25 protein-coding genes are annotated in these 24,335 nt (G+C 38.4%); 12 read left to right on the top strand and 13 right to left on the bottom strand.

What is annotated here, in order from left to right; all coding sequences use genetic code 11:
- Positions 1-9: 9 nt before the first annotated feature.
- From H9565_RS06260 to H9565_RS06280, 5 genes are all read left to right on the top strand, one after another.
- On the top strand, positions 10-435 hold the full coding sequence (locus H9565_RS06260; protein ID WP_215438370.1) for a hypothetical protein: 426 nt from the start codon (positions 10-12) through the stop codon (positions 433-435).
- Positions 436-450: 15 nt separating this feature from the next.
- Positions 451-1,878, top strand: coding sequence for an SDR family oxidoreductase (locus tag H9565_RS06265; protein ID WP_215438371.1), 1,428 nt, complete (start codon positions 451-453; stop codon positions 1,876-1,878).
- Complete coding sequence (locus tag H9565_RS06270; protein ID WP_215438372.1) at positions 1,875-2,783, top strand: hypothetical protein; 909 nt, start codon at positions 1,875-1,877, stop codon at positions 2,781-2,783. The genes H9565_RS06265 and H9565_RS06270 overlap by 4 nt, the downstream gene beginning before the upstream one ends.
- A 9-nt stretch (positions 2,784-2,792) precedes the next feature.
- Positions 2,793-4,283, top strand: a complete 1,491-nt coding sequence (locus H9565_RS06275) for a BCCT family transporter (protein ID WP_215438373.1) — start codon at positions 2,793-2,795, stop codon at positions 4,281-4,283.
- A 250-nt stretch (positions 4,284-4,533) separates the two neighbouring features.
- Positions 4,534-4,683 carry a hypothetical protein gene (locus H9565_RS06280; protein ID WP_215438374.1) on the top strand — a complete coding sequence of 50 codons (150 nt, stop codon included), beginning with the start codon at positions 4,534-4,536 and terminating at the stop codon, positions 4,681-4,683.
- Between the two features lie 137 nt (positions 4,684-4,820).
- Here the strand turns inward: H9565_RS06280 and H9565_RS06285 are convergent, their stop codons facing one another.
- Both H9565_RS06285 and H9565_RS06290 read right to left on the bottom strand, forming a co-directional pair.
- Entirely contained in the window at positions 4,821-5,510 is a 690-nt protein-coding gene (locus H9565_RS06285; RefSeq protein ID WP_215438375.1) for a LytR/AlgR family response regulator transcription factor, read from the bottom strand.
- A complete protein-coding gene (locus H9565_RS06290) occupies positions 5,497-6,525 on the bottom strand; it encodes a sensor histidine kinase (RefSeq protein ID WP_215438376.1) in 1,029 nt (342 codons plus the stop codon). Before H9565_RS06290 ends, H9565_RS06285 begins: the two co-directional genes overlap by 14 nt.
- A 193-nt stretch (positions 6,526-6,718) precedes the next feature.
- Here H9565_RS06290 and H9565_RS06295 point away from each other — a divergent pair, with 193 nt between their 5' ends.
- From H9565_RS06295 to H9565_RS06315, 5 genes are read left to right on the top strand one after another with little or no spacing between them, the layout of a single operon-like run.
- Complete coding sequence (locus H9565_RS06295) at positions 6,719-6,997, top strand: CREC-EF hand family protein (protein WP_215438377.1); 279 nt, start codon at positions 6,719-6,721, stop codon at positions 6,995-6,997.
- Positions 6,998-7,031: 34 nt separating this feature from the next.
- Complete coding sequence (locus tag H9565_RS06300) at positions 7,032-7,802, top strand: YHYH protein (protein WP_215438378.1); 771 nt, start codon at positions 7,032-7,034, stop codon at positions 7,800-7,802.
- Positions 7,803-7,807: 5 nt separating this feature from the next.
- Positions 7,808-8,413, top strand: a complete 606-nt coding sequence (locus H9565_RS06305) for a toxin-antitoxin system YwqK family antitoxin (RefSeq protein WP_215438379.1) — start codon at positions 7,808-7,810, stop codon at positions 8,411-8,413.
- Positions 8,391-9,068: an SCO family protein gene (locus H9565_RS06310; protein ID WP_215438380.1), complete on the top strand. Its 678-nt coding sequence runs from the start codon at positions 8,391-8,393 to the stop codon at positions 9,066-9,068. The genes H9565_RS06305 and H9565_RS06310 overlap by 23 nt, the downstream gene beginning before the upstream one ends.
- A 6-nt stretch (positions 9,069-9,074) precedes the next feature.
- Entirely contained in the window at positions 9,075-9,830 is a 756-nt protein-coding gene (locus H9565_RS06315) for a hypothetical protein (RefSeq protein WP_215438381.1), read from the top strand.
- 84 nt (positions 9,831-9,914) lie between these two features.
- Here H9565_RS06315 and H9565_RS06320 read toward each other — a convergent pair whose 3' ends face one another.
- The 4 genes from H9565_RS06320 to H9565_RS06335 form a co-directional block, all read right to left on the bottom strand.
- Positions 9,915-10,649, bottom strand: a complete 735-nt coding sequence (locus tag H9565_RS06320) for a LytR/AlgR family response regulator transcription factor (RefSeq protein ID WP_215438382.1) — start codon at positions 10,647-10,649, stop codon at positions 9,915-9,917.
- Positions 10,650-10,652: 3 nt separating this feature from the next.
- On the bottom strand, positions 10,653-11,690 hold the full coding sequence (locus H9565_RS06325; protein WP_215438383.1) for a sensor histidine kinase: 1,038 nt from the start codon (positions 11,688-11,690) through the stop codon (positions 10,653-10,655).
- A 4-nt stretch (positions 11,691-11,694) separates the two neighbouring features.
- A complete protein-coding gene (locus H9565_RS06330; protein ID WP_215438384.1) occupies positions 11,695-12,027 on the bottom strand; it encodes a DUF4907 domain-containing protein in 333 nt (110 codons plus the stop codon).
- A 70-nt stretch (positions 12,028-12,097) separates the two neighbouring features.
- Complete coding sequence (locus H9565_RS06335; protein ID WP_215438385.1) at positions 12,098-13,093, bottom strand: Kelch repeat-containing protein; 996 nt, start codon at positions 13,091-13,093, stop codon at positions 12,098-12,100.
- Between the two features lie 239 nt (positions 13,094-13,332).
- Between H9565_RS06335 and H9565_RS06340 the strand changes: the two genes are divergently transcribed.
- The gene (locus H9565_RS06340; protein WP_215438386.1) at positions 13,333-14,646 is read left to right on the top strand and encodes a DUF4270 family protein; all 1,314 of its coding nucleotides are present in this window, start codon (positions 13,333-13,335) and stop codon (positions 14,644-14,646) included.
- Positions 14,630-15,886, top strand: a complete 1,257-nt coding sequence (locus H9565_RS06345; RefSeq protein WP_246560361.1) for an OmpP1/FadL family transporter — start codon at positions 14,630-14,632, stop codon at positions 15,884-15,886. The genes H9565_RS06340 and H9565_RS06345 overlap by 17 nt, the downstream gene beginning before the upstream one ends.
- Before the next feature lie 8 nt (positions 15,887-15,894).
- On the opposite strand, the gene ctlX is transcribed toward H9565_RS06345, so the two are convergent.
- The 7 genes from ctlX to rplQ all read right to left on the bottom strand — a co-directional run bounded on the left by ctlX (position 15,895) and on the right by rplQ (position 24,278).
- A complete protein-coding gene (gene ctlX, locus H9565_RS06350) occupies positions 15,895-16,827 on the bottom strand; it encodes a citrulline utilization hydrolase CtlX (RefSeq protein ID WP_215438387.1) in 933 nt (310 codons plus the stop codon).
- A gap of 134 nt (positions 16,828-16,961) precedes the next feature.
- The gene (locus tag H9565_RS06355; protein ID WP_215438388.1) at positions 16,962-17,876 is read right to left on the bottom strand and encodes a dimethylarginine dimethylaminohydrolase family protein; all 915 of its coding nucleotides are present in this window, start codon (positions 17,874-17,876) and stop codon (positions 16,962-16,964) included.
- A gap of 123 nt (positions 17,877-17,999) precedes the next feature.
- Positions 18,000-19,286 (bottom strand): citrate synthase, encoded by a 1,287-nt coding sequence (locus tag H9565_RS06360; RefSeq protein ID WP_215438389.1) that lies wholly within the window; start codon positions 19,284-19,286, stop codon positions 18,000-18,002.
- Between the two features lie 130 nt (positions 19,287-19,416).
- Positions 19,417-20,952, bottom strand: coding sequence for a glycogen synthase (locus H9565_RS06365; RefSeq protein ID WP_215438390.1), 1,536 nt, complete (start codon positions 20,950-20,952; stop codon positions 19,417-19,419).
- A gap of 132 nt (positions 20,953-21,084) precedes the next feature.
- Entirely contained in the window at positions 21,085-22,377 is a 1,293-nt protein-coding gene (eno, locus tag H9565_RS06370) for a phosphopyruvate hydratase (protein ID WP_215438391.1), read from the bottom strand.
- A gap of 119 nt (positions 22,378-22,496) precedes the next feature.
- The gene (carA, locus tag H9565_RS06375; RefSeq protein WP_215438392.1) at positions 22,497-23,618 is read right to left on the bottom strand and encodes a glutamine-hydrolyzing carbamoyl-phosphate synthase small subunit; all 1,122 of its coding nucleotides are present in this window, start codon (positions 23,616-23,618) and stop codon (positions 22,497-22,499) included.
- A gap of 93 nt (positions 23,619-23,711) precedes the next feature.
- Positions 23,712-24,278 (bottom strand): 50S ribosomal protein L17, encoded by a 567-nt coding sequence (gene rplQ / locus H9565_RS06380; RefSeq protein WP_215438393.1) that lies wholly within the window; start codon positions 24,276-24,278, stop codon positions 23,712-23,714.
- Positions 24,279-24,335: the final 57 nt, after the last annotated feature.

The raw sequence follows: 24,335 nt of genomic DNA on the forward strand, positions 1-24,335 counted from the left end.
GGACCATATATGCTTTTGAACGTATCATATACCGATAAACAGGTTACAAAAAAAATAGATGAAGCGGTAGGCAAGCCCTTTCCATTAAGGGAACGCTGGAACATGGGCGGTATTGGCTCGCCTAGATTGTTCATTACCGAAACGAGCATTGAAATTAGAAACTTGCTCATTTTGGATAACAATCGCGATCAATGTAACATTGAGCTAAGGCCCAAAGGTATTATTGTTCGTTTCAGGTCTTTATTAGAGACCTTTGCTTTAGTTATTCCGTTTTACAAACTTACTTTATACAAAGGTGACATTGGTATTTACTCCATATATCGAGACCATTATTTTATTAAGGTAAAAGCCGATACCAAAGCGATTCAGAAGTTTTTTATCAAAATTCAGAACTTTAAAGCCGATAATGCCCCTACTTCCATCGAAGACTTATAAACATCCAAAAAGCTTATGAAAATTCTCTTAACGGGCGCTAACGGTTATATAGGAATGCGATTGCTACCCCAATTATTGGAATTGGACCATGAGGTGGTATGCACAGTACGAGATGAAACCCGATTTTCTATTGAAAAAGAAATGCGGGCTCAGATACAGGTCCTAGAAATAGATTTTTTAAAGGACATGCAAAAAGGAGTGGTCCCAAAAGACATAGATGTAGCCTATTTTTTGATTCATTCCATGAGTTCGTCTACACAGGATTTTGACACCCTAGAGGCCAAGACCGCAGAAAATTTTAATGCTTATCTAAGTGAAACCCAAGTAAAGCAAGTCATTTATTTGAGTGGTATCGTCAACGAAGAGAATCTTTCCAAGCACCTCTGGTCCCGAAAAAATGTGGAGCGCATTCTCTATGAAGGTTCTTTTGAACTTACCGTTTTAAGAGCTGGAATTATTGTAGGCTCAGGAAGTTCTTCGTTTGAAATTATTCGTGATTTATGCGAAAAATTACCCGTAATGATTACTCCAAAATGGGTATTGACCAAAACACAACCTATTGCCATCCGGGATATTCTAGCTTTTTTGACCGGTGTTATGGGTAATGAAAAAACCTATAACGATTCTTTTGATATTGCCGGTCCGGACGTACTCACCTATAAACAAATGCTAGAGCAGTATGCGGAAGTACGCGGTTTTAAGAATTATATTTTTACCGTGCCCGTAATGACGCCAAAGCTATCTAGCTACTGGCTCTATTTTGTTACCTCAACATCGTACAAATTGGCATTGAATCTTGTTGATAGTATGAAAATTGAAGTTATTGCCAAAGATCAAAGGTTACAAAAGCTTTTAGGTTTAAAACCTCATTCCTATAAAGAAGCGATTGATTTAGCCTTTAAGAAAATAGAACAAAACCTGGTGGTCAGCAGCTGGAAGGATAGTATGGTAAGCGGCCGCTTTAAAAAGAACTTAGAAAAGTATATTCAAGTTCCTAAGTATGGCGTTCTGAAAGACGAGAAAAAAATAAAAGTAGATAATCCGGAACAGGTCTTGCGCAACATTTGGAGAATTGGTGGAGAAACCGGTTGGTACTATGGAAACTGGCTTTGGAAAATAAGGGGAATAATCGATAAATTTTCAGGCGGGGTGGGATTAAGACGTGGACGAACGCACCCCGATAAAATTTATGCCGGCGACTCATTGGATTTTTGGCGGGTTCTTCTAGCCGATAAAAAAGCAAAACGCTTATTACTTTTTGCCGAAATGAAACTACCCGGAGAAGCTTGGCTAGAATTTAAAATTGACGAAAACAATGTACTGCACCAAACGGCAACGTTCAGACCTAGGGGTCTCAAAGGACGATTATACTGGTACAGTATTGTACCTTTTCATTATTTCATCTTTGGTGGTATGATCCGCAATATTGCCAGAGCAAAATGAACCAACTGCACATATTCATTTTACTATTGGGCCTTGCAACGTTGAACTTTGTTCACGGTCAGGCTTCCGCTTCAAGTGAATTGGAGATGCCTCAAAGGGCTCCCTTGGGCTATGAATCTATTGTAACCGTAAAGCTCAAAGAACCTTTGCAGTTAGGTAAAGCATATGAAATTGGGTTTTGGATTTTTGGAAGACAATTGCCAGACCAAAGTTATTCGTATCCTATAGCCGTATTTCCATCGGACCATGGCGCAATCAATGCGAATGTTTTGGATAGTGTAGATGCTGTTCAATCCGAACCTGAATTAACTGTTCATTCGCCTCCATCCTATACTTCCCGGGGCTATTTCACTTTTATTATTCGTCCTGACAAAGCTTATGACCATGTAACCATAGCCCTTAAAATTGAGAGCAAACAATCTTCATTAATCGATTTTAACAAAGACATTACCGTTACGGGCATTGCTGTAAAAGCCCTCCCTTCCCGACCAAAGGACAAAACCGGACTTCTAAAAAAAGAAGGTGTAACCCATACGAATCCACCTGATAAAATTGCGGACCGCATCTTAATAGACAGTAAAAAAACTTATACAGTTCTTGAAAAAAGAGTGCGCTTGGCACTTTACGACCACCGCAGAATAGATGATGATATCGTGACCATTTACTTGAATGGGGCAGTTGCTATTCAACATGTAAAATTGAAGCGTAAAAAGCAATTTTTCAATCTCACATTACAGCCCGGGAAAAATACGATTACCCTACATGCCGAAAATTTAGGTGAAGTAGCCCCGAACACCGCGGCCATTCTTATACAGACAAAAAAAGAAGAGTTTATGGCAGTATTGGAGTCGGATTTGGGTCAAAGTTCTTATTTTACGCTTGTTTACCAAAAACCCGAACCCTAATTACCGAGCATGCGGCACCTTAAAAACCCTTTACTTTCCGTTTCCATCGGTATAATTTTCCTGTTTACCCTTGTCGTTTTCTTTGCCACGGAAACCAGCTATGAAGCTATTGAAACGGCTTCGGTGTGGGTCAGGAATTATTTTGGGTTCCTCTACCTTTATCTAGGGTTGGGATGCGTGCTTTTTTTATTGGCAATCGCCTTTTCGCCTTTCGGAAAAATTAAATTGGGCAAGAAAAATTCAAAACCCGAACACTCCCTTTGGGCTTGGACGGCTATGCTCTACAGTGCAGGAATGGGCTCAGGAATTTTGCTCCGTGCCGTACAGGAACCTGTTTTTATGCAACAGCACCCGCCCTACACTTCTGATTTGCAACCCGAAATTTTAGCATTGGAATTCACCTTCTATCAATGGGGGTTTACAGCTTGGGCCTTTTACGGACTGTTTGCCATGGTTGTAGGCTATGCACTCTTCGTAAAGAAAAAGAAAGTAAGGGTAAGCTCTACCATAGCGGATACTATTTCCAATCCTTTGGCCAAAAGTGGAATTGATATCATGACCATCATTACCACTGTTTTTGGACTCATAGCTGCAATAGGTTTGGGTACAACACAAATAAACGGCGGTCTTAATCATGTTTTCACCACCAATTTTGGTGTAACCACTACGTTACTTTTGGCCGTTCTCATCTCGGCAATCGCATTCTATTCCGCTTGGCAAGGGGTCAATAAGGGCATAAAGATTATTTCAAAAGTGAATATTCTGATTACAACCGTTCTACTTCTGTTCATTTTTTTTATGAGTGATGTCTTAGGAATAGTGAAGTCCTTTGCCATGGCTACCTTTAACTACCTTGTTGATTTTGTCCCTATGAGCCTCGCATACGGGAACTATAACCCCGGAATGACCTTTCTAACCGATTGGACTTTCTATTATTGGGCCTTTTGGTTGGCTTGGGCTCCGTTTACAGGAATCTTCATTGCACGTATATCAAAAGGGCGCACCCTACGCCAATTACTTTTGGGCGTTCTGATCATTCCGTCTTTGGGGACATTTTTTTGGTTTTCGGTTTTTGGCACTTCGGCTTTTGAACTTATAACGTCTTGGGGTACGTACAACAATGAATTTGGAGATGTCTTTTCCTCCATTTTTGTATTCTTTGAAAACTATCCCATGGCAACGCTCCTAAATTTTACTACCATTTTTTTACTTATTAGTTTTTTGGTGACCTCTGTAGATTCTGCAGTTTTCGTTCTTAGCATGTTTACGGATCATGGGAAAAAGAACCCCAGCAAAAAACACAGACTTATCTGGGCCGTTTTTATTTTACTGGCCACCATGTCCCTACTTCTTTTAGGAAACGCCAAACCGGATATAGATGTACTTACGGCAGTTCAAAAGTTATTGATCGTAACCTCGTTACCTTTTGCCCTTTTCATGGTCTATATGGCCGGAGCTTTTGTTTGGGAGGTTGGTTTTAAGAAGCAAAAACACGACTAATACATCACTCTTTATCATTGTACATGTCTTATAGGACCTGATTAAACTTCAAAAACCAAATTTAATAAGCTTCCAAAAACAGCAGTAAAAACAGCACTTCCGATGAAGTGATAGAAAACATCGTTAAGCAAAAATGGTATTCAACATTATACTTTAGTTTGACATCAGAAAAAGCTCATTTGGCAACAATCGGGTTTTTTGAGTCCATAGTCGCCGTAAATTAGCTTCAGAAATCAAAACCCCCACCATTATGAACAAGAAATTAAAAAGCCTACTTTATTTTGCAAGTTTTGTAACTGCAATTATCGTTTATGACAATGACAATAAGAACCATGAGGCGGATAATGCTGTTGCAGAAGTAACAATAGAACAAAATTCAACCCAAGAGGGATTGAACTAAAAATATTTTGAAAACTATTTAGGTTTCCCAAAAGCCTATCTGTTTTCACCTAGAACATACCTACTTAAAATGCAAAAAGGACCTAGAAATATCTAGGTCCTTTTTTTTTACTCGTACAGCAGACCAATTAAAGCTGCTTAAAACAATTCCTCCTTTACTGCATCAAAATATTGGGCACTCACGGGAATCTCTTTATTCCCTATATAAATATCACGCCCTTTTAAAGACGTTACTTTTTTACGGTTTACAATAAAAGAACGGTGTACCCGCATAAATTGGTCTGTAGGCAATAGTTCTATCAGTTTCTTTAGCGACTGCAAGCTCATGAACTTTTTATCGCCCAAATAAAAATTAACGTATTCACTATCACTTTCAATATAGAGAATGTCATCATACTTAAGCTTGTGAAGGTCATAACCCGACTTAATGGTAATACTATCCGCAGAGTCCTTGTCTTTAGTATATACTTCTTTATTAGGTTTTGCTTTATTTACTGCCGATAAAAAACGTTCAAAACTAATGGGTTTCAACAAGTAATCCAGTGCACTAAGCTCAAACCCCTCCAAAGCGTATTCGGAATAGGCTGTGGTAAATATGACCTGTGTATGATTCGGGACCAGCTTAGCCAAATCCGTGCCTTTTATTTCTGGCATCTGAATATCTAGAAAAAGTAAGTCTACCCGCTCACTTTTCATAATGTTCAGGGCATCCAAAGGGTTGGCAACTTCGGCCACGAGCTTTAAAAAATCCAACCGTTCTATATAGGCTTTTAATAGGCCTCGCGCCAGTTCTTCATCGTCTACTACAATACATTTAATGGGTTCCATCTAAATTGATGCTAAGATTTACGGTATAACTTTTAGGGGTCTGTTCAATATTTAATTTGTGTTTATGCGGATAAAGAATTTCTAATCGTTTTTTAACATTCTCCAATCCTATACCACCAACGGCGTCTTTTTGAGCGGGCGTTTCCGAAACACTATTGGACACATAAAAATCTATCTTTTGGTTATCCGAACGTACTTTTATTTCCAAATATCCATCTGCTGCATGGTCTACATTTCCGTGCTTTAGGGCATTTTCAACAAAGGGTATAAATAGCATTGGTGCTATGATCGCATTGGAATTGGACAATTGAAAATCGGTTTTTATCGGAAAAGGTTTACTGCTCTTTAAACGGAATAAATCCAGATAATTACTAATATAAGCAATCTCCTTTTTAACGGAAACCATAGGCTGTTCGCACTCGTACAATACGTACCTAAGCATATTGGACAAAGTTCCTATACTCTCTTGCGTACGGCCGGAATCAATTACCGAAAGGGCATAAATATTATTAAGCGAATTGAACAAAAAATGTGGGTTAATCTGAGACTTTAAAAACTTCAATTCCATCTGAAGGTTTTCATTTTTGTTTCTAATGGTCTCCTCTTCTTTCTTTTGGGCGAACAAAAAAGTTTCCACAAATGTGGCCAACACGTAGGCAATGGAAAGTATTAAGAACTGAATTAAAATTTGGGGAGGAGCCATTGGCGGACCACCTCTACGCGCTCCCGGTGGGGGTCTCATACTATTCTCAGGAGACATTAAATTTTCAGAAATCAGAAACGAACAACTAATCAATATAACAAAGGACACTACTCCAAAAAGAACATACTTTTTCTTGAAAAGTAAGGCTGGGGCAGTTAGATAAATTAGTGCGGCTATAACCACGATCTGCATGATAAAGGAAGATACGTTTTTGTTTAAAAACCGCGCATTTTCATTAAGTAACAACCAAGCCATAAACCAAATGGCCATCCATAAAAATACATGAAAAAGAAAACGATGTGTTTGTTTCATGCTACAAATTAAAGTAATTATTTCTCGTCAGAGCCCTAAAAATACCATTCTAAACGGCTAAAACTATACAGTTTACAGAGTGTAAACCGGCATTCACTGAAAACCTTCCATCACTTACAGATTACCGTCATTCCGTATCTAACCTTTGCCCACCTTTGTCATCACAAATAGAAATAATTAAAAAATAAATACAATGAACAAAAAATCATTTTACACAGTAATCGCTACTACAGCTTTTACCCTTATCGCAGTTCAAACTTCATCTGCCCAAGAAAAACGAGGTCAAGAGCCACCATCGGCCACCGAATTGATAAAACAGATGGATGCAGATGAGGACGGTAAACTTTCCGAAATAGAGGTAAAAGGCCCTCTAAAAAACGACTTTGTAAAAATAGATACGGACGAAGACGGATACCTTTCTCTAGATGAACTCAAAAAAGCGCCAAAACCCAAAAGAGGAAAAAAGCAATAGAAAGGCCAAAAATCAATTTAATTAAACAAATATTATGAAAAAAAAAGCCCTAAAAAAAATCATCCCATTTGGTTTTGCCGCTGTATTAATATCTATTGGATTTATTGCCTGTAGCTCCGATAGCGTAACGGATTCTGACCTAAACGAAGATTCCGAAGAAGAAATCGTAACAGAACTGCATGCTGCCTTTGCTGCTTTCAATCCCGATGCTACCACTATCTATTTAGATGGTTCCCAAGTGGTTATTGAAACTACCGGCCTACCTAATCACGAAACCGTATACTGGGGCGAAGGTAGCTCCCTCTATAAAGAAGAACCGGATGTGGCATTGACGCCCAGCATCATGACAAGCAACAACAATGCAACCACTATACGCGTAGACGCTACGCTAAACCTGACCGGTAATACCGTAGAGACTGATTTTAACACCATTGGCATTGCCGTGAGCGGCTCCTCTATATTTAATGATCAAGAAGGTGGCGGACCATTGGACCAGGCTGCTGCCAGTTTGGATTGGACCGGCGCTCACATCGGGCCGGGAGTGTACCACTATCACCTAGAACCTAAAGCATTTTCAGATGATGATGATAAGTTAGTGGGCATACTTTTAGACGGTGTCTTTCTATACGGAAGAAAGTGTAATACCACGGGAACATACCCCACAGACCTTGACGCTTCGGGAGGGCATGTTTCCACTACGCAGTATACCGATGGTGAAGAAGAGTACCACTACCATATTATTAATGAGGTATATTCTACAACAGGTTCTTATTTAGCCTTTGCAGGACCTTACCAAGGATACTAGACATTATGGCGAAATCACTTTTTTGTTGTATGCTATTGTCAATGCTCTTTATTTCTAGTTGTAAGGAGGTCTCGGCAGTAGAACCCGTTGCCGAAAAAACCATTGTCATCAATAATTTTGAACTACAAAAAAAGCATTTAACGCTCAACCCAAATGAAGGCAAGTGGTACTATAAAGACGAACCCTTTAATGGGTATTCCATAGCAAATCACCCAAATGGTAACCGAAGTGAGAAACTGGGGTATCTAAATGGCAAAAGAGAAGGCATTGCTAAAAGATGGGAAGCCAATGGTACGTTGCGCATACAATCTTACTATAAACAGAACCGTCTTGTAGGTAATTATAAAGTTTGGTGGCCAAATGGCAAACTGGCCGAACAATCTACCTATGTAGACGGAGCATTGGAAGGAACCCAAAAAATGTGGTACGCCAATGGCGTTCTCGCCAAAGAAAGAAAACTCTCAAATGGCAAGGAAAAAGGTGTACAAAAAGCTTGGCTGCAAAATGGAAAGCTATACGTTAATTATGAAGCTAAAAATGGACGGATTTTTGGCATGCGAAGAGCTAACTCTTGTTATCAATTAGAAGATGAAGTTGTTGTTAGAAATTAAAAATATCACTCTTACACTCCTTTTCACCCTTACACTTTTTACAGGTTGCAAAGAGGAAAAGAACCAAGCGGGAACCAGTAGAGTAGAATATCTTCCCTACTATGAAGACAAATCTTTTACGCCCCATTGGCTAGAACCAGGCTCGCCAGAAGAAAAGGCATTTCACAAAATTGGCAGCTACGCCCTTGTGGACCAAATGGGGGATACCATTACCCCTCGTACATTTGAAGATAAAATTTATGTAACGGACTTTTTCTTTACGACCTGCCCTGGTATTTGTTTAAAAATGACAGGAAATATGCAAAAAGTACAGGCTGCTTTTAAAAATGACCCAGAGGTACTATTGTTATCACATTCGGTGACCCCCACAATAGATTCTATTCCTCAGCTTAAATCATATGCGCAAAAAAATGGCATCCTTAACAACAAGTGGCATTTGGTTACCGGTGATAAAATGGAAATATATGATTTGGGAAGAAATCAATATTTTGTTGAAAACGACTTAGGTTTTCCTAAAGACATAAATGACTTTTTACACACAGAGAACTTCTTGCTCATTGATAAAAACAAACACATTAGAGGCATTTATAATGGGTTGAACCGAGCCTCAATCGCACAATTGATTACAGATATCAAAGCCTTAAAAAAAGAATAGTCACCTATGACAGTCTTTAGAAAAATACGAAAAAAGCTCTTGAGTTCGGGCAAACTCAAAAGCTATTTGGTCTATGCCTTTGGGGAAATTTTTCTTATTGTCATAGGTATTTTAATTGCTTGGAAAATTAACGATCTAAATGAGATCCGAAAAAACAGAATTGTAGAGCTCAAAATCTACGAAAGCCTGTACGACGAGCTAAACACCAACCTAAAAAACCTGAACAGTTCTATTGACCGCTATTCCAACACCACAAAAACACTGGAAGACACAATGAACTATATAGGTCTTTCTTCCGATGAAATTAGCCAGGGCGCAAAGGACACCATTGTACATATAGACTACTCGCAGATAAACCTACTGGACGGTGCCGTAAACTCGGTTATAAGCACTACTAAATTTGAGTTTATTGAAAGTGATTCCTTAAAGAGTTTGATTACCAATTATCCCGGTGAAATCCAGAAATTAAAATCGATAGATTTAAAAATCAGGGACATTATTCTGGGCAGATTACAACCTACCCTTGAGAAACACTTGGCCCTAAAGGATATGCTTTCTAAAGACAACCCAAAATACACACGTATAAAATCTTTTGGCGAGACTTCTGACTACCAGACATTGTTACGTAGTAAAGAATACCAAAATAGTTTAGTAGACCGTCTTTTACAAACCCAGAACTTACTTACAAGTGCCAAAAAACTTAGGAACAGAACCCAGGTAATGTCCATTAAATTAAAAGAAGAATTGGGGTATACCCTCTAGGTTACATGGCTTCCGTCCCGAAAAGAATTTTCATAGACCCAAAGAGCCCAAAAACCTCATTTTGCCCGAAACTCGTCGTATTTATTACAATCCTAACATTGAGAAAAACTGGGATTTATGGCTCTCCCCTATAGGTATACGAATATCGTCTATAACAATTCTATTGCGTTGTATGGTCTTGATAAAGTTCACATTTACCACAAAGGATTTATGAACTCTTATAAACTGGTTTTGAGGTAATTTCTCTAAAATATCCTTAAAACTGAGCAAGGTTAAAATAGCTCTATTACTTCCCACTACATGAATTTTCAGATAATCTTTTAGGCCTTGCACGTACTGTATATCATCTAAATTAATCTTGACACTTTCATGTTCAGATTTTACAAAAATGAACTTTTGGCTTTCATTTCCATCTCCATTGGACGGGAACACATTGGCAGAGACTAAAGCAGCAGGTGCTTCTTTTCTTGACAACAGCTCTTTAGCCCTTAAAACCGCTTTAATAAACCTTTGATACGGAATGGGTTTTACCAGATAATCTACCGCATTAAGCTCAAAACCCTCTACTGCATACTGAGAATATGCAGTGGTAAATATAAAAAGTGGACGATTTTCCAGTGCACTAATAAAATCAAGACCGTTTATCTGTGGCATTTCAATATCACAGAAAATAACATCTACTTTCTTTTCATTTATGGCCGGAATAGCTTCAAGGGGGTTCGTGAATGTACCCACCACCTCAACAAAACCTACTTTCATACAATAGTCTACCAATATCTCTATGGCCAACGGTTCATCGTCAATTAATATACAGTTCATAATCTATAGATTTAAAATTAAATTAACTTCATAATTAACACCGTCATCTTCTATTTCCAGGAAATGGGAATTTGGATATAGAAAATTCAACCTGTTTTTTACGTTTTGCAGGCCAACTCCACTGTTTTCAGTTTTCACCCTATGCTTGCCAATTTTGTTCAGCACGTACAACTGTATAGACCTCTCTTTTATCAAAAGGTTTATTTTAACCATGGTTTTACCTTGGTAATCGGTGCCGTATTTAAAGGCGTTTTCAATAAAGGAGATGAACAATAAAGACGGTATTATCTTTCCTGAATCGTCACCCGAAATTTTTAAGAATACATTTTCGCTATTGGCCAATCTTAACCTTTGTAATGCCACATAACTCTTAATGTATTCAATCTCCTTGTTTAAAGGCACAAGATCTTTATCCGCTTCATATATCATGTAGCGCATTAATTCCGATAAGTTTATAATAGCTTCAGAGGTGTCGGGTGATTTTTTAACCGACAGTGAATAGATGGTATTGAGGGAGTTAAATAGAAAATGTGGATTTAATTGTGTCTTTAAAAATTGAAGTTCAGATTGAACCTTTTCCTTTTCTACCGTTTTACGAAGATTCTCGTTTTTTTGCAACTCATTATAAACCCTAAGCATTATAGCGAAGCAATACGGCACCGCAAAGGTAACCAAGGGCATAAAGGCTCCCCGAAACGGGATTCTATTCCCTCTGTTTTCTTTCATATATTCCGCTAAGGGGCCAAAATTCTTTGGTATTTCAGGCGGAAACAATAGATGAACCCCGTAAGCGATTACCAACAATAACAGGATGGAAATAATTATATATGCCTTCTTCTGATTCTTTAAAAGAAACCTAGGAACCAAATAATAATAGTTGAAGTAAAACAAGGCTGCGGCCATTACCAATTTTATTAGGATATGGGGTGGCACGGACCTTGTTTCCAATAAAAAAGGATAGACTATTAACCCATAAAGGGCACACCATAAGAAGACATGCACCAACCATTGTGGGAAGTATTTTCTTTTAGTTGCCTTCATTTGGTCAATCTATATTGGATATGTTCAAATCTCTAAGCTGGGAAATTGTTACGAACGGAGCTTCCCCTTTTATGATTCTCCTTAAAACCTCATCTCCTACCCTTTTAGCTTCTTTTTTTGAAACGAAGGTCCTATCTTCTTGAACGGCGGGAATAAATTCTTGTTTGACCAAAACTTTCTCTTTGTATAAAATTTGATAGCCATAACCTTTACCAACCGCTATTGTTTCTAAGCGTGGCCTCGCTCCCTTTGTTTCTACTGCTCTATAATTGAGCGTAATATACACAACAGCAACAGTCAAGATTGCCAATAAAAAGTGAATTTTTGTTATTTTCATAGGTAGGTGATTAGAAAAAAGGGACAGCGCCAAAAGTGGTACCGCCCCATAGCTCACTCAAATAATTCTACTAATCTTCCTCTTCATACTCATCAAAAGGAAAAAACTCATACAAATCGTCTAGATAAAGGCTTCCCGTCCTACCCAGCCCTACTACCGCTTTGGTTCCGTTGGAGAAAACAACGCCATCTTGCCTAGTGGTTCCTTCAAAACTGGTTTTTACTTCCCAGTCATCCGTACTTGGATCATATTCCCAAACGGAACCTAAAGTGCCGCTAGATAGACCACATGCTATATATCCATATCCATTAAGGGTAAAGCCTACGGCATTGCTTCTTGTAATGGCATAGTCATCTTCTTCATCCAAATCCAGTTTTTTGTCCCAAGTTTCCGTAGAGGCATCAAATACCCAAAAATCATCAAGATAAATACCGTTGGAAACCCCAGTACCCAAGTATACTTTATTGCCAATAGTAAAAGTGGTAGCCGCTCTTCTTTTATCGCCTCCAAACCCAACTAATTCAGACCATGAATCTGTACTAGGGTCGTATTTCCAAAAATCCTTACGATCGTTTTCTCCGTCATAGCCCGTTCCAAAATAACCAAACCCGTTCACACCAAAAGCGACGGCACTACGCCTTCCTGATGTAGGCAAAGTTGCAATAGCCTGCCATGAGTTAGAGTTTGGATTGTACGCATAAAAGTCTGCCAATTCATCTAGACCATCATACCCAGAGCCTATGTATCCGGTTCCGTTAACTTCAAAGCCTACAGCGGCATTTCTTGCCGTACCAATAAAATCTGCTTTTTGAGACCAAAAGTCTCCCTCCATATCATATGACCAGAAAGAAGTTAGGTAATCATCGCCATCATATCCTACTCCCGTATACCCTATATTACCTATAGTAAAACTAGCAGTTCCACTACGTGGGCTTCCATCAAAAACCGACCTGTCTACCCAATTCCCCAGATATTCATCATCGTCATCACTAGAACAACTCGCCAGTGTACAGGTTATGATGCTAAAAATTGTTACGGTGCCTATATAGTGCTTGAATCCTTTCATTTTCTTTCTGTTTTGTTAGCCAGTTAATTTTCGTCAAAACTAGAGCACGGTCCCCATCCATGAAACCCAAATAGATGAAGCCCTTTATTTAACACATGAACAGGTGATTTTAATCTACCAAATCGATTTTCTTTTTAATAGTAGAAATACAGGCATTGGTCTTATAACTATTGGGGTTGGTCTATTGCTGTTTTTAAGCGCTAAAGGGCACGATACATTTACCCTAAAAATAAATGTGTATGAAAAATGCCTTGGTCGTTTTTGTTTTCCTGATCCTTTTAACCTCCTGTAGTTCGGACACTCTTAACGGTTCAGATTTTGAGGCGGGAGACACTTTTACCGATAGCGATATACGGGTGATTCAACTAGACACCATGACGGTAGACTTTTCAACCATGAAATTTGACAGTATAGATACGTCACAATCAGCACGCATGCTAGTCGGGAAATATAACGACCCTGTTTTTGGAACGGTCAAAACGGCCAGCTTTATGGAATTGGTTCCTAGCAGTTATTCTATTGATACCGATGCGGAATATGACAGCATTACGTTTTTACTAAGACCAGATGGTTATTTCTATAATGACACGCTACAAACAAGCACCCTTCTTATAAAACAAGTAAACGAAAGTCTTAAACCAGCAGACGGCATTAATTTTTACAATACTAGTGTCATAGACTATAACCAAGAAAACTTGGGCAGTCTGACGTATACCCCCAGACCCTTATCTACCGATTCTCTGGAAATAAAAATCAATAACACTTTTGGCCAAGCACTTTTTGACAATCTACAGCAACAAAACATTAGTACTTATGATGAATTTAAAAATCACTTTCATGGTATTACCGTTCAACCGGATGAGAACAACAATGCTTCCATCCAAGGTTTTTCATTGGCCTCCAACATGCGGCTTTACTATAGTATAGCTGGAGAAAATGAACGTATCCAATATTACACTGACTTTAGCCTTAACATTGCCAGCTCCCCTATTCCATTTTTTAACCAAATTTCCGCAGAAGAACCCAATACATATCTAACCGCATTGACGGACCAAGAAACCAACTTGTATAGTTTTGAAACTGAATACCAAAGTTTTATACAATCTGGTATAGGCATAGCTACCCGTATAGAATTTCCACATATAAAATCAGTCTTTAATATACAAGGACAGGGCACATTGTTGGATGCTTCCCTTAAAATTGCTCCAACAGTTGGTTCTTATAATGACCTATTGATGCTGAGAGATACCCTATCCGTATTTATCGTAAATCAAAACAATGAACTCTCCGGCCAATTATACGCTACGGATGGTTCGGCCGCGCTAGCCATTTTAAACCGAAATGATCAAGAGTTTAACGATATCTATTATGAATTGCCTTTTAGTGGATATTTGGAAGGTTTACTCTCAGTAGACCTAGAATCATCGGACGCCCTTATTCTACTCCCCAGCAACTACAATTCTACAGTAGACCGATTTGTACTCAACACAGATATAAACACCACAGGTACCACACTTGAACTTACTTATGCGATTTATGATGAAGATGAATAAAAAGTTACACTTTTTTTACACCATATTTTTGTTTGCCCTTTATGCGGCACAGGCACAATCCGAAGGTTTAACCAGTTCTCCCTACTCCCTATACGGTTTGGGCGCAATAAACCAGAGCAGTATTGGACGAACCAACGGTATGGGGTATACAGGAATAGGCCTTAAGACCTCTAATCAAATAAACAACCTGAACCCCGCAAATTTTGCTTTAATTCCCCAAGGCTCATTTTTTTATGATATAGGAATAAAAGGTGAATATAACCAGTACAGTAATAAAGCGGATAGTGAAACAAAGACCACCATTAATTTTTCTAACCTTGCACTTGCCTTTAGAATAGCGGAGGGACTAGGCGCGGGAATTTCTCTTGTACCATATAGCGAAATGGGATATTCATTGATAGGTATAAATACCAATATTGAAGGAACCGATGAAACTTTTATCAGTAATGTAAACGGAATTGGAGGCTTAAGTGAACTTAAATTTAATTTAGGATATACTGTTCTGCCCAATCTCAGGTTTGGAGCCAACGCGTCCGTACTCTTTGGAAATATAGAGGAGAATGAAAATTTCATCATCAACCAAAGTACATTTAGTGCTACGGAAACCACTAACTATTCCGGTATTCGATTTGGTTTAGGAATGCAGTTTAACGTTACCGAGAATTTCACATTGGGTAGTACGATACAATTTCCCACCAGTCTAAAAGGCGCTATTAAACGCTCCGTAATCAAGAGTCTGGATGGTACGGAAATTACCGTAGAAGATGGAGAAAGTGATTCTTCTTCCGATTTTAATATGCCTCTGGAACTTGGCATAGGGTTAAGCACGAACATCAAGGATTCCTTTACCCTAAGTGCCGACTACAAGAAAAATTACTGGAATGCCACAGGACAGACAGAAAGCTTGGGCAGCTATTCCAATCAGGACATTTACGGCATTGGCCTTGAGTATGTAAAAAAACCCACGGGTTACAAATACACAGACCGTATTCGTTACCGGACCGGATTTAACTATGACAACGGGTATCTTTCCATTAATGGCAAAAAGGTAGAGGGCTATAACATAACTGCCGGAATAGGAATACCCATTGGCCAAGGGCAAAGATCTATGATGAATCTTTCTTATAGCTATGGTTCTAAAGGTCAGATCCAGAACATCCTAATAAAAGAAAACTTTCATCTACTTACCTTAAACTTAAGTTTAGAAGACCTCTGGTTCCAAAAACGAAAAATCAACTAAAAAAATCCTTATTTCGAACGGGGCAGAAAAACTTCGGCCATCATACAGCGTGCACTCCCTCCACCACAGGTCTCTATGGTTTCCAAAGAACTATGGATAATCTCGCAATGCTTTTCAATAGCTTCAACTTGTGCTGGAGTTAAACTATGGTATGCCGAGGAACTCATTACCAAATATCTCTTGTCATCACTACCTGAAACTTGAAGCATATTTCCTGCAAAATGGTGCATTTGCTGCTCAGTAATGGCAATAACTTCCTTACCATCTTCTTTTAGATGACCAATAACATTTTTACGTTCCTTCTTATCATCTATAGTATCCAAACAGATAACCGAAAAATCTTCGGCCAAACACATCATTACATTGGTATGATATATAGGCATTCTCTTACCATCTACAGATTGGTTTGCCGTAAAGATGACCGGTGAATATTCAAAATCTTCACAGAACTCGATAAACAAATCCTCATCTGCCCTACTGGATAGAGCGCAGTACGCCTTTTTATTTACACGGTCTAAAGCCATACTTCCTGTAGCCTCAAGAAAAACACCTTCGGCTTCCGCAGATGTATAATCCACGATATTTTCTATCTGGAACCCGTTTTCCTCAAGAATTTCCAGAATATCCTCTCGTCTTTCATTACGTCTATTTTCCGCAAACATAGGGTACAGACCTACGGTACCGTTCGCATGAAAGGATATCCAATTATTTGGGAAAATAGAATCCGGAGTATCGGGTTCTTTCGTGTCCTCAACTACAACTACGTTTACACCCTTACTTCGTAAAACGGTTACAAAAGCGTCAAATTCCTGTTGGGCTTTTTCGTTAATGGTAGTATTTTGAATATCAATATCTTCTTGAAAGTAATTGTTGACCGCAGTCTGCTCGTTCATCCTAAAATTAACCGGACGAATCATGAGTATAGTGTTCGTAATCTGCATAATAAACTCAATTAAGTTGAGGCAAAATTAGTGCTTTTAAATCTTTGTAGCCTAGTGTAGAACAGAAAAATGAGAGGACACTATTGTTAAAACAAAACACCTAACAACGCCCCTAAAATATCCTGAATGTGGTATTAATCCCTAATTAACGGTAGGGTACTGCAACGTAAAAGGCCTTCCTGTTTTGCAATTTGGGCATACGGGATTTCCTCCACTGTAAAACCTTGCTCGCGCAACCAAGTGTTGAGTCGCGTAAAATTCTTTTCCGAAACTATTACTTCCGGTGAAATAGAGAATACGTTGCTAAACATTTGGTACATTTCATCTGCCGAAATTTCAAATATGTTTTCTTTTCCAAAGAAGTCTACCAACCATTGATACTCCTCTTCTATCAAAAATCCATTTTTATGCAATATGGCCTTTCCTTTTCCCAAGGGCTGAAAACAGCAATCTAAATGAAGTGCATTCTGCTTTGCATCAGTATTGGACTTACGCAACTGAAACGATTTGACCTTTTTATTCGGAAATTGTTCCGTAATATAATCTACGGCCGCTTGATTTGTTCTCGCCGTAATATAACTGGGATAATCATCTGCGGTATAAGTGCCAATAAAAATATAATCTTGCCAAGGCATGACATCACCACCTTCTACATGGACTTCAACAGGTGGATGTAAAATATTCTGGTCTTCAATTTTATCTAAAACGTGAAGAATGGCCTCTACCTCTTTTTCCCTATCCGGCAGAATATTGGCTATGATAAGTTTATCCTCTATAACAAATGCTATATCCCTTGAAAAAATCTGATTACAGTCCTGTAGGACCTCAGGTCTAAAAACCTGTACATCATATTTTTGGAATACCTTGGCAAAGGCTTCCATCTCCAAAACCATATCTTCTTCCTTTGGATAGGTTCCCGCCAAAATATGTTCCAATGATTTAGGGTCATACGCCTCTTCTGGCTTTGGAACGGGACCATTATTCTTGGCAGTACCCAAAACTACGGCCCTTAACCTAGAAATCTCGTCGTTAACATGAAGCTTTAGCATATACTATTTTTTTTGCCAAAGATAAGAGAACGAAATGACGGGCAATACACATTCCCGAAATAAAAAAAGTGTCCATTCTTGAGATTCTCAAAAATGGACACTTCTATAAATAGTTATTATAATCTATCTTAAATCTACATCTACAAAAGGACGTAAAGTAGCCCCAATATAAACTTGTCGTGGTCTTCCTATCGGCTCTCCTCTTAAACGCATTTCTCTCCATTGAGCAATCCACCCTGGCAAACGACCTAAAGCGAACATAACGGTAAACATTTCAGTAGGTATACCTAAAGCACGATAGATTATACCTGAATAAAAATCTACGTTAGGATATAATTTTCTATCTACGAAATACTGGTCCTCCAAAGCTTCTTTTTCAAGACCTTTGGCAATTTCTAAAATAGGATCTTCAATACCTAAATTACCCAATACATCATCCGCTGCTTTTTTAATAATTTTTGCGCGTGGATCAAAGTTTTTATAAACCCTATGTCCAAAGCCCATTAATCTAAACGGATCCGACTTATCCTTGGCTTTCGCCATATATTTCTTTGTATCTCCACCATCTTTCTCAATGGCCTCAAGCATTTCTAAAACTGCTTGATTGGCACCACCGTGCAACGGTCCCCAAAGAGCAGAAATTCCTGCCGAAAGCGAAGCGAACAAACCTGCATGCGAAGAACCTACTATTCTCACGGTTGATGTAGAACAGTTCTGCTCATGATCTGCGTGTAAAATCAATAATTTATCCAAAGCATCTATAACCAAATCGTTCTTTTGGTACACTTGGTTTGGTTTTTTGAACATCATTTTATGAATGTTCTCTACGTAACCTAAAGTATCATCGCCATAATCCAAAGGCAAACCTTTTTTCTTTCTAAGTGTCCAAGCCACAAGAACCGGGAACTTAGCTAAAATACGTACAATGGCATGGTACATGTCCTTATCAGAAGAAACATCTACGGTAGATGGATTAAATGCTATAAGCGCACTGGTCAAAGACGATAATACGCCCATGGGATGTGCAGATTTTGGAAATCCGTCCAAAATCTTTTTCATTTCTTCATCTACATGAGATTCATCTCTTATATCTGCATGAAATTTTTCTAATTCTACTTTATTCGGTAATTCTCCAAAAATCAAAAGGTAGGCAACCTCTAAAAAATCCGCTTTTTCGGCAAGCTCTTCTATAGAATACCCTCTGTATCTTAAAATTCCCTTCTCACCATCTAAGAAAGTTATGGCACTTTCACAAGAACCTGTGTTCTTATAGCCTGGATCTATAGTTATTATACCGTTTGTGGACGCTCGTAAACTCTTGATATCTATGGCGAGCTCATCTTCGGTGCCCTTTATTACTGGAAAATCGTATTTCTTACCGTTATACTCTAAAGTAGCTTTATCTGACATTTTTGAATTTTACTTAAAATTGAAGTGGATGTAAATTTACGGAAAATGTAACATCTTAACAATGATGTTTTTTCCTTTAGTTAATAATTAACAATGATTTAATTGGTTGTTGTAGAATAATAAATTTTTACTAGAGAACATACAATTTCTCATAGTATTCATCCAAAGATTTTTCCCAGGTAAAACGAACCTTTTCTGCATTACCCTTAATTTTTTTCCACTTGGCCTTATCGTTCTCCCAGACATCTATGGCCTCGCTAAAGTTCTTTACCATATTTTTTATTTTTTCATCATAGGTCTTTCCGTCAAAAGCAAAACCCGTAACATGATGTTCAACCGTATCTTTTAACCCTCCTGTATGATGAACAAAACAAGGGTTACCATTACGCATAGCCAACATTTGGCTAATACCACAAGGTTCAAAGAGACTAGGCATACAATACAAATCCGATTCCAAGTAGATGGAATCTATTAAATCTTCTGATTGACCATTGGTAAAAACAAAGTTATGGTGTTTGTAACTCATGCTACGGAAAAACTCCTCGTAATCCGGATCTCCAGTCCCTAAAAGCATAAAGATTCCGTCTACTTTTTGTAGTCTTTCCAGCATTTGCTCAAAGGCTTCCGGCGATCGTTTAAAAAAATAAAACTTTTGCTCCGTTAGCCTAGCTACACTAGAGACAATGAACTTAGGCTTTTCATCTACATGTTGCATGATTTTTTCGCCGGTATGGGCCAAGAAATCCGCTTTGTATTTTTTTGATTCATCCTGTAACCACCCAAAAAGTGCTTTAATCGTATTGCGGTATAGCAACCCTTTCTCGGCCTTTCTAATGTTATTATAGTTTGAAGCGTTTAGAATTCCTATTAAGCGTCCTTCATTATTTGCTTGCTGCAAATCTTTCTCCAAACTCTCTCCACCTACAAATTCGGGCCTGGCACTAGGCAACATTACATCTTCCTTATACGATGGTGACACGGTATGCACCGAATCCGCAAGGCGAATACCCACCGCCATAAGGTTAATACAATCTTCATATCTTGGATCTTTTAAGGCCTCATGATCTAACTGCAGTTCCGGAAACCAGTTATGTACAGATGCATAATTATCATAAAATGGTCGTATACCCTGTATAGCCAAGTTGTGAATGCTATAAACATATCTCATTTTCTTCAACTCCTTGTACCTTGGGTGATAAGTTTTTAGAAATAATAATGCGCTTGCATGCCAATCATGCATATGAACAACATCTAGCTCTCCAAAAGCACCCATTTTTATTGCTTCCGCGACGGCGGTGCAGAAAATGATGTATTTTATAAAATCAGTAAAGAAAGGTTCTGTGGGGTCATCATGATAAATATGGGCTATACCACCTTCTTGAATCTCCGGGTGATGAATGACATAATGAACGATATTGGGACATTCCTTTTTCCCGACTACCTCATAGAGCTCGGCACTGTATGTAGTTCCCCTTAACTGAAAATTAAGGTTTGTTCTAAATGTTCCGTTTAGGTGAAGCCTGGAGTACGATGGTACAACAACCTGTACCTTATCTCCACGTTTGGATATGTGCTTTGGTACATCTCGCACAACATCGCCCATGCCCCCTGCTTTACAATTAGGTATAGCATCATTTTCAGCAGCAACAAAGAGAAAGTTATTCATGCGAAGTTCTGGTTAGAAGTTTGTTAAAAAGGTAGGCAAACTTTGTCATTAGTCCAAAAAAAAAGCCTTTCTAGTTCGAAATATATCGAAAAGAAAGGCTTTTTTTAAATTACATTTAGCTGTCTTAAATCACTACTTGATCTTAAACGCTTTATCCTGAGGATAATAGGCCGTATCCCCTAATTCTTCCTCAATACGAAGCAATTGGTTATACTTGGCCATACGATCCGATCTAGAAGCTGAACCAGTTTTAATCTGACCCGTATTTAGCGCTACAGCCAAATCTGCTATAGTATTATCCTCTGTTTCACCAGATCTGTGGCTCATAACAGAAGTATATCCAGCATTTTTAGCCATATTAACCGCTGCAATAGTTTCAGTTAATGTACCTATCTGGTTTACTTTAATCAAAATTGAGTTAGCAATACCATTTTCGATACCTTTAGATAAACGCTCAACATTGGTTACGAAAAGGTCATCTCCTACCAACTGTACTTTATCACCTATTTTTTCGGTCAAAGATTTCCAACCGTCCCAATCATTTTCATCCATACCATCTTCAATTGAAATGATAGGATATTTAGCACTTAAATTTGCCAAGTACTGAGCTTGCTCTTCAGAAGTTCTTACCACTCCTTTATCGCCCTCAAATTTAGTGTAGTCATATTTACCGTCTACATAGAATTCAGCAGAAGCACAATCCAAAGCGATCATGATTTCATCACCTAATTTATAACCCGCATTCTCAACCGCTTTTGCAATGGTATCCAATGCATCTTCAGTACCTCCTGCCAAGTTAGGAGCAAAACCACCTTCATCACCTACAGCCGTACTTAGACCTCTATCATGAAGTACCTTTTTAAGGTTGTGGAAGATTTCAGTACCCATTTGCATGGCATGAGAAAAGCTCTTTGCCTTTACCGGCATAACCATAAATTCCTGAAAAGCGATAGGTGCATCTGAATGCGAACCGCCATTGATGATATTCATCATTGGCACTGGTAATGTGTTTGCACTTACACCACCCACATAACGGAACAAAGACATACCCAACTCATTGGCCGCTGCCTTTGCTGCCGCTAAAGAAACACCTAAAATAGCGTTGGCCCCTAATTTTGATTTATTTGGAGTACCATCTAAGTCGATCATTACTTGATCAAGAAGATTTTGCTCAAAAACGGACATTCCCAAAATTTCTTCGGCAATAACTGTATTTACATTCTCTACCGCTTTAAGAACACCTTTACCCATAAAGGTTTTTCCTCCATCACGAAGCTCTACAGCCTCATGTTCTCCTGTTGATGCTCCAGATGGTACTGCAGCCCTACCCATTACACCGTTCTCGGTAATTACATCTACCTCTACGGTCGGGTTTCCTCTTGAATCTAAAATCTGACGTGCATGTACACTTAATATGATACTCATAAATATAATTTTATGTTTCGAATTCTATTAAATTTAGCTAGCTGCAAATATACAAAACCGCGTAAGTAATGTATTGTACGGCGCAACTATATTACCGATATTATAACAATTACTTAACCTTATGCCAGGGCTACTGAATTTTTCTCAATCATTTCAAAGAATTGATCAAATAAATATTCTGCATCATGTGGACCAGCACTAGCTTCCGGGTGATATTGCACCGAAAACACGTCTTTGTCCTTCATACGAATACCGGCAACAGTTTGGTCATTTAGATGTACATGTGTAATCTCTAAATTGGTATTAGCCTCGGTTTCTTCTCTATTCACGGCAAAACCATGGTTCTGCGAGGTAATTTCCCCTTTTCCACTGAGCAGGTTCAAGATAGGATGATTAATTCCCCTGTGGCCATTATGCATCTTATAAGTAGAAACCCCGTTTGCCAAAGCAATAACTTGGTGTCCTAGACATATTCCAAAAACGGGTTTACCGCTAAAAATCATACCTTTTGCTGTCTCTATAGCATCAGACAAAGGTTCCGGATCACCAGGACCGTTTGAAATAAAATATCCATCCGCTCCCCATGCTTCCATTTCCTTAAAAGAAGTGTTGTAAGGGAAAACCTTTATGTAACCTCCTCTTTTGGCTAGGTTTCTTAGAATATTCTTTTTAATTCCTATATCTAATGCCGCAATTTTAAGAGGTGCATTGTCATCTCCATAAAAATAAGGCTCAGAGGTTGACACACTAGATGCTAGTTCCAGCCCTTCCATACTTGGCACTTTGGCCAATTTCTCCTTTAATTCTTCAATATTATCTACATCTGTAGATATTACGGCGTTCATAGCTCCATTATCTCTAATATAGCTCACCAATGCACGGGTGTCTACATCTGATATAGCAAAAAGTTCATTTTCATCTAAGAAACTCTCTAAACTCTTGTCCGCTCTTGGTCTTGAATAGTTGTAACTGAAATTTCTACAAACCAAACCAGATATCTTAACTGAATCTGACTCTACTTCTTCGGCAACGGTACCATAATTACCAATGTGGGCATTTGTGGTTACCATTATTTGACCGAAATATGATGGATCGGTAAATATCTCTTGATACCCCGTCATTCCAGTATTAAAACAAACCTCTCCAAATGCAGTCCCCTCTTTATCGCCTACTGATTTTCCGTAAAAAATGGTTCCATCGGCCAACAATAACAATGCTTTCTTTCGGGATTGATACTTCATACGTCTGTATTTTTTTTAATTTCACAAATAAACATAAAAAAAGGATAAACTATTAAGTTTATCCTTTTCCAAATATTATTAAATATCAACATCTTATTCTTCTGAATCGTCTGCTTTAGCTTCAATATCTTTCTGAGACCCCTTTTCAGAATCTTCAGCAACTACTGGTGGAGTCTTAGCTTCCTTAGCTTCTACCTTAGCAGCTTCTTCTTCGCCTTTACCACCACTTCTTCTACTTCTTCTTGTAGTTTTCTTCTTGGCTTTACCAGCATTGTAAAGTTCGTTAAAATCAACCAACTCTATCATAGCCATATCAGCGTTATCTCCTAAACGATTACCAAGTTTAATAATTCTAGTGTAACCACCTGGTCTATCAGCAACCTTTTCTGCAACAGTACTGAACAATTCTGTAACTGCATACTTATCTCTAAGGTTTTTGAAAACGATACGTCTGTTATGAGTTCCCTTTTCTGCAGTTAGATTGTTTTCTACTTTTGATTTTGTAATCAAAGGCTCTACAAATTGCTTTAAGGCCTTAGCCTTAGCTACAGTTGTATTAATTCTCTTGTGCTCGATCAAGGAACATGCCATGTTGGCCAACATCGCTTTTCTGTGCGCTGTCTTACGTCCTAAATGATTAACTTTTTTACCGTGTCTCATTCTTTTGTTCTAATGTATTTCTCCAACCCCAGGGAATTTCCCTTCGTGTAAGAAATA

This window comes from Zobellia russellii (assembly GCF_018728565.1).
In the GTDB taxonomy this organism is placed as follows: Bacteria; Bacteroidota; Bacteroidia; order Flavobacteriales; family Flavobacteriaceae; genus Zobellia; species Zobellia russellii.

Bases quoted from the DNA above. Each gene is read 5' to 3' on its own strand.
- H9565_RS06310 (WP_215438380.1), top strand. From the start codon at position 8,391: ATGAAGTTGTTGTTAGAAATTAAAAATATCACTCTTACACTCCTTTTC.
- eno (WP_215438391.1), bottom strand. From the start codon at position 22,377: ATGAGTATCATATTAAGTGTACATGCACGTCAGATTTTAGATTCAAGA.
- H9565_RS06295 (WP_215438377.1), top strand. From the start codon at position 6,719: ATGAACAAAAAATCATTTTACACAGTAATCGCTACTACAGCTTTTACC.
- H9565_RS06280 (WP_215438374.1), top strand. From the start codon at position 4,534: ATGAACAAGAAATTAAAAAGCCTACTTTATTTTGCAAGTTTTGTAACT.
- H9565_RS06260 (WP_215438370.1), top strand. From the start codon at position 10: ATGCTTTTGAACGTATCATATACCGATAAACAGGTTACAAAAAAAATA.
- H9565_RS06360 (WP_215438389.1), bottom strand. From the start codon at position 19,286: ATGTCAGATAAAGCTACTTTAGAGTATAACGGTAAGAAATACGATTTT.
- H9565_RS06335 (WP_215438385.1), bottom strand. From the start codon at position 13,093: ATGAAAGGATTCAAGCACTATATAGGCACCGTAACAATTTTTAGCATC.
- H9565_RS06355 (WP_215438388.1), bottom strand. From the start codon at position 17,876: ATGCTAAAGCTTCATGTTAACGACGAGATTTCTAGGTTAAGGGCCGTA.
- ctlX (WP_215438387.1), bottom strand. From the start codon at position 16,827: ATGCAGATTACGAACACTATACTCATGATTCGTCCGGTTAATTTTAGG.
- H9565_RS06365 (WP_215438390.1), bottom strand. From the start codon at position 20,952: ATGAATAACTTTCTCTTTGTTGCTGCTGAAAATGATGCTATACCTAAT.
- H9565_RS06275 (WP_215438373.1), top strand. From the start codon at position 2,793: ATGCGGCACCTTAAAAACCCTTTACTTTCCGTTTCCATCGGTATAATT.
- H9565_RS06340 (WP_215438386.1), top strand. From the start codon at position 13,333: ATGAAAAATGCCTTGGTCGTTTTTGTTTTCCTGATCCTTTTAACCTCC.
- H9565_RS06265 (WP_215438371.1), top strand. From the start codon at position 451: ATGAAAATTCTCTTAACGGGCGCTAACGGTTATATAGGAATGCGATTG.
- H9565_RS06300 (WP_215438378.1), top strand. From the start codon at position 7,032: ATGAAAAAAAAAGCCCTAAAAAAAATCATCCCATTTGGTTTTGCCGCT.
- H9565_RS06285 (WP_215438375.1), bottom strand. From the start codon at position 5,510: ATGGAACCCATTAAATGTATTGTAGTAGACGATGAAGAACTGGCGCGA.
- carA (WP_215438392.1), bottom strand. From the start codon at position 23,618: ATGAAGTATCAATCCCGAAAGAAAGCATTGTTATTGTTGGCCGATGGA.
- H9565_RS06345 (WP_246560361.1), top strand. From the start codon at position 14,630: ATGATGAAGATGAATAAAAAGTTACACTTTTTTTACACCATATTTTTG.
- H9565_RS06320 (WP_215438382.1), bottom strand. From the start codon at position 10,649: ATGAACTGTATATTAATTGACGATGAACCGTTGGCCATAGAGATATTG.
- rplQ (WP_215438393.1), bottom strand. From the start codon at position 24,278: ATGAGACACGGTAAAAAAGTTAATCATTTAGGACGTAAGACAGCGCAC.
- H9565_RS06305 (WP_215438379.1), top strand. From the start codon at position 7,808: ATGGCGAAATCACTTTTTTGTTGTATGCTATTGTCAATGCTCTTTATT.
- H9565_RS06325 (WP_215438383.1), bottom strand. From the start codon at position 11,690: ATGAAGGCAACTAAAAGAAAATACTTCCCACAATGGTTGGTGCATGTC.
- H9565_RS06290 (WP_215438376.1), bottom strand. From the start codon at position 6,525: ATGAAACAAACACATCGTTTTCTTTTTCATGTATTTTTATGGATGGCC.
- H9565_RS06270 (WP_215438372.1), top strand. From the start codon at position 1,875: ATGAACCAACTGCACATATTCATTTTACTATTGGGCCTTGCAACGTTG.
- H9565_RS06315 (WP_215438381.1), top strand. From the start codon at position 9,075: ATGACAGTCTTTAGAAAAATACGAAAAAAGCTCTTGAGTTCGGGCAAA.
- H9565_RS06330 (WP_215438384.1), bottom strand. From the start codon at position 12,027: ATGAAAATAACAAAAATTCACTTTTTATTGGCAATCTTGACTGTTGCT.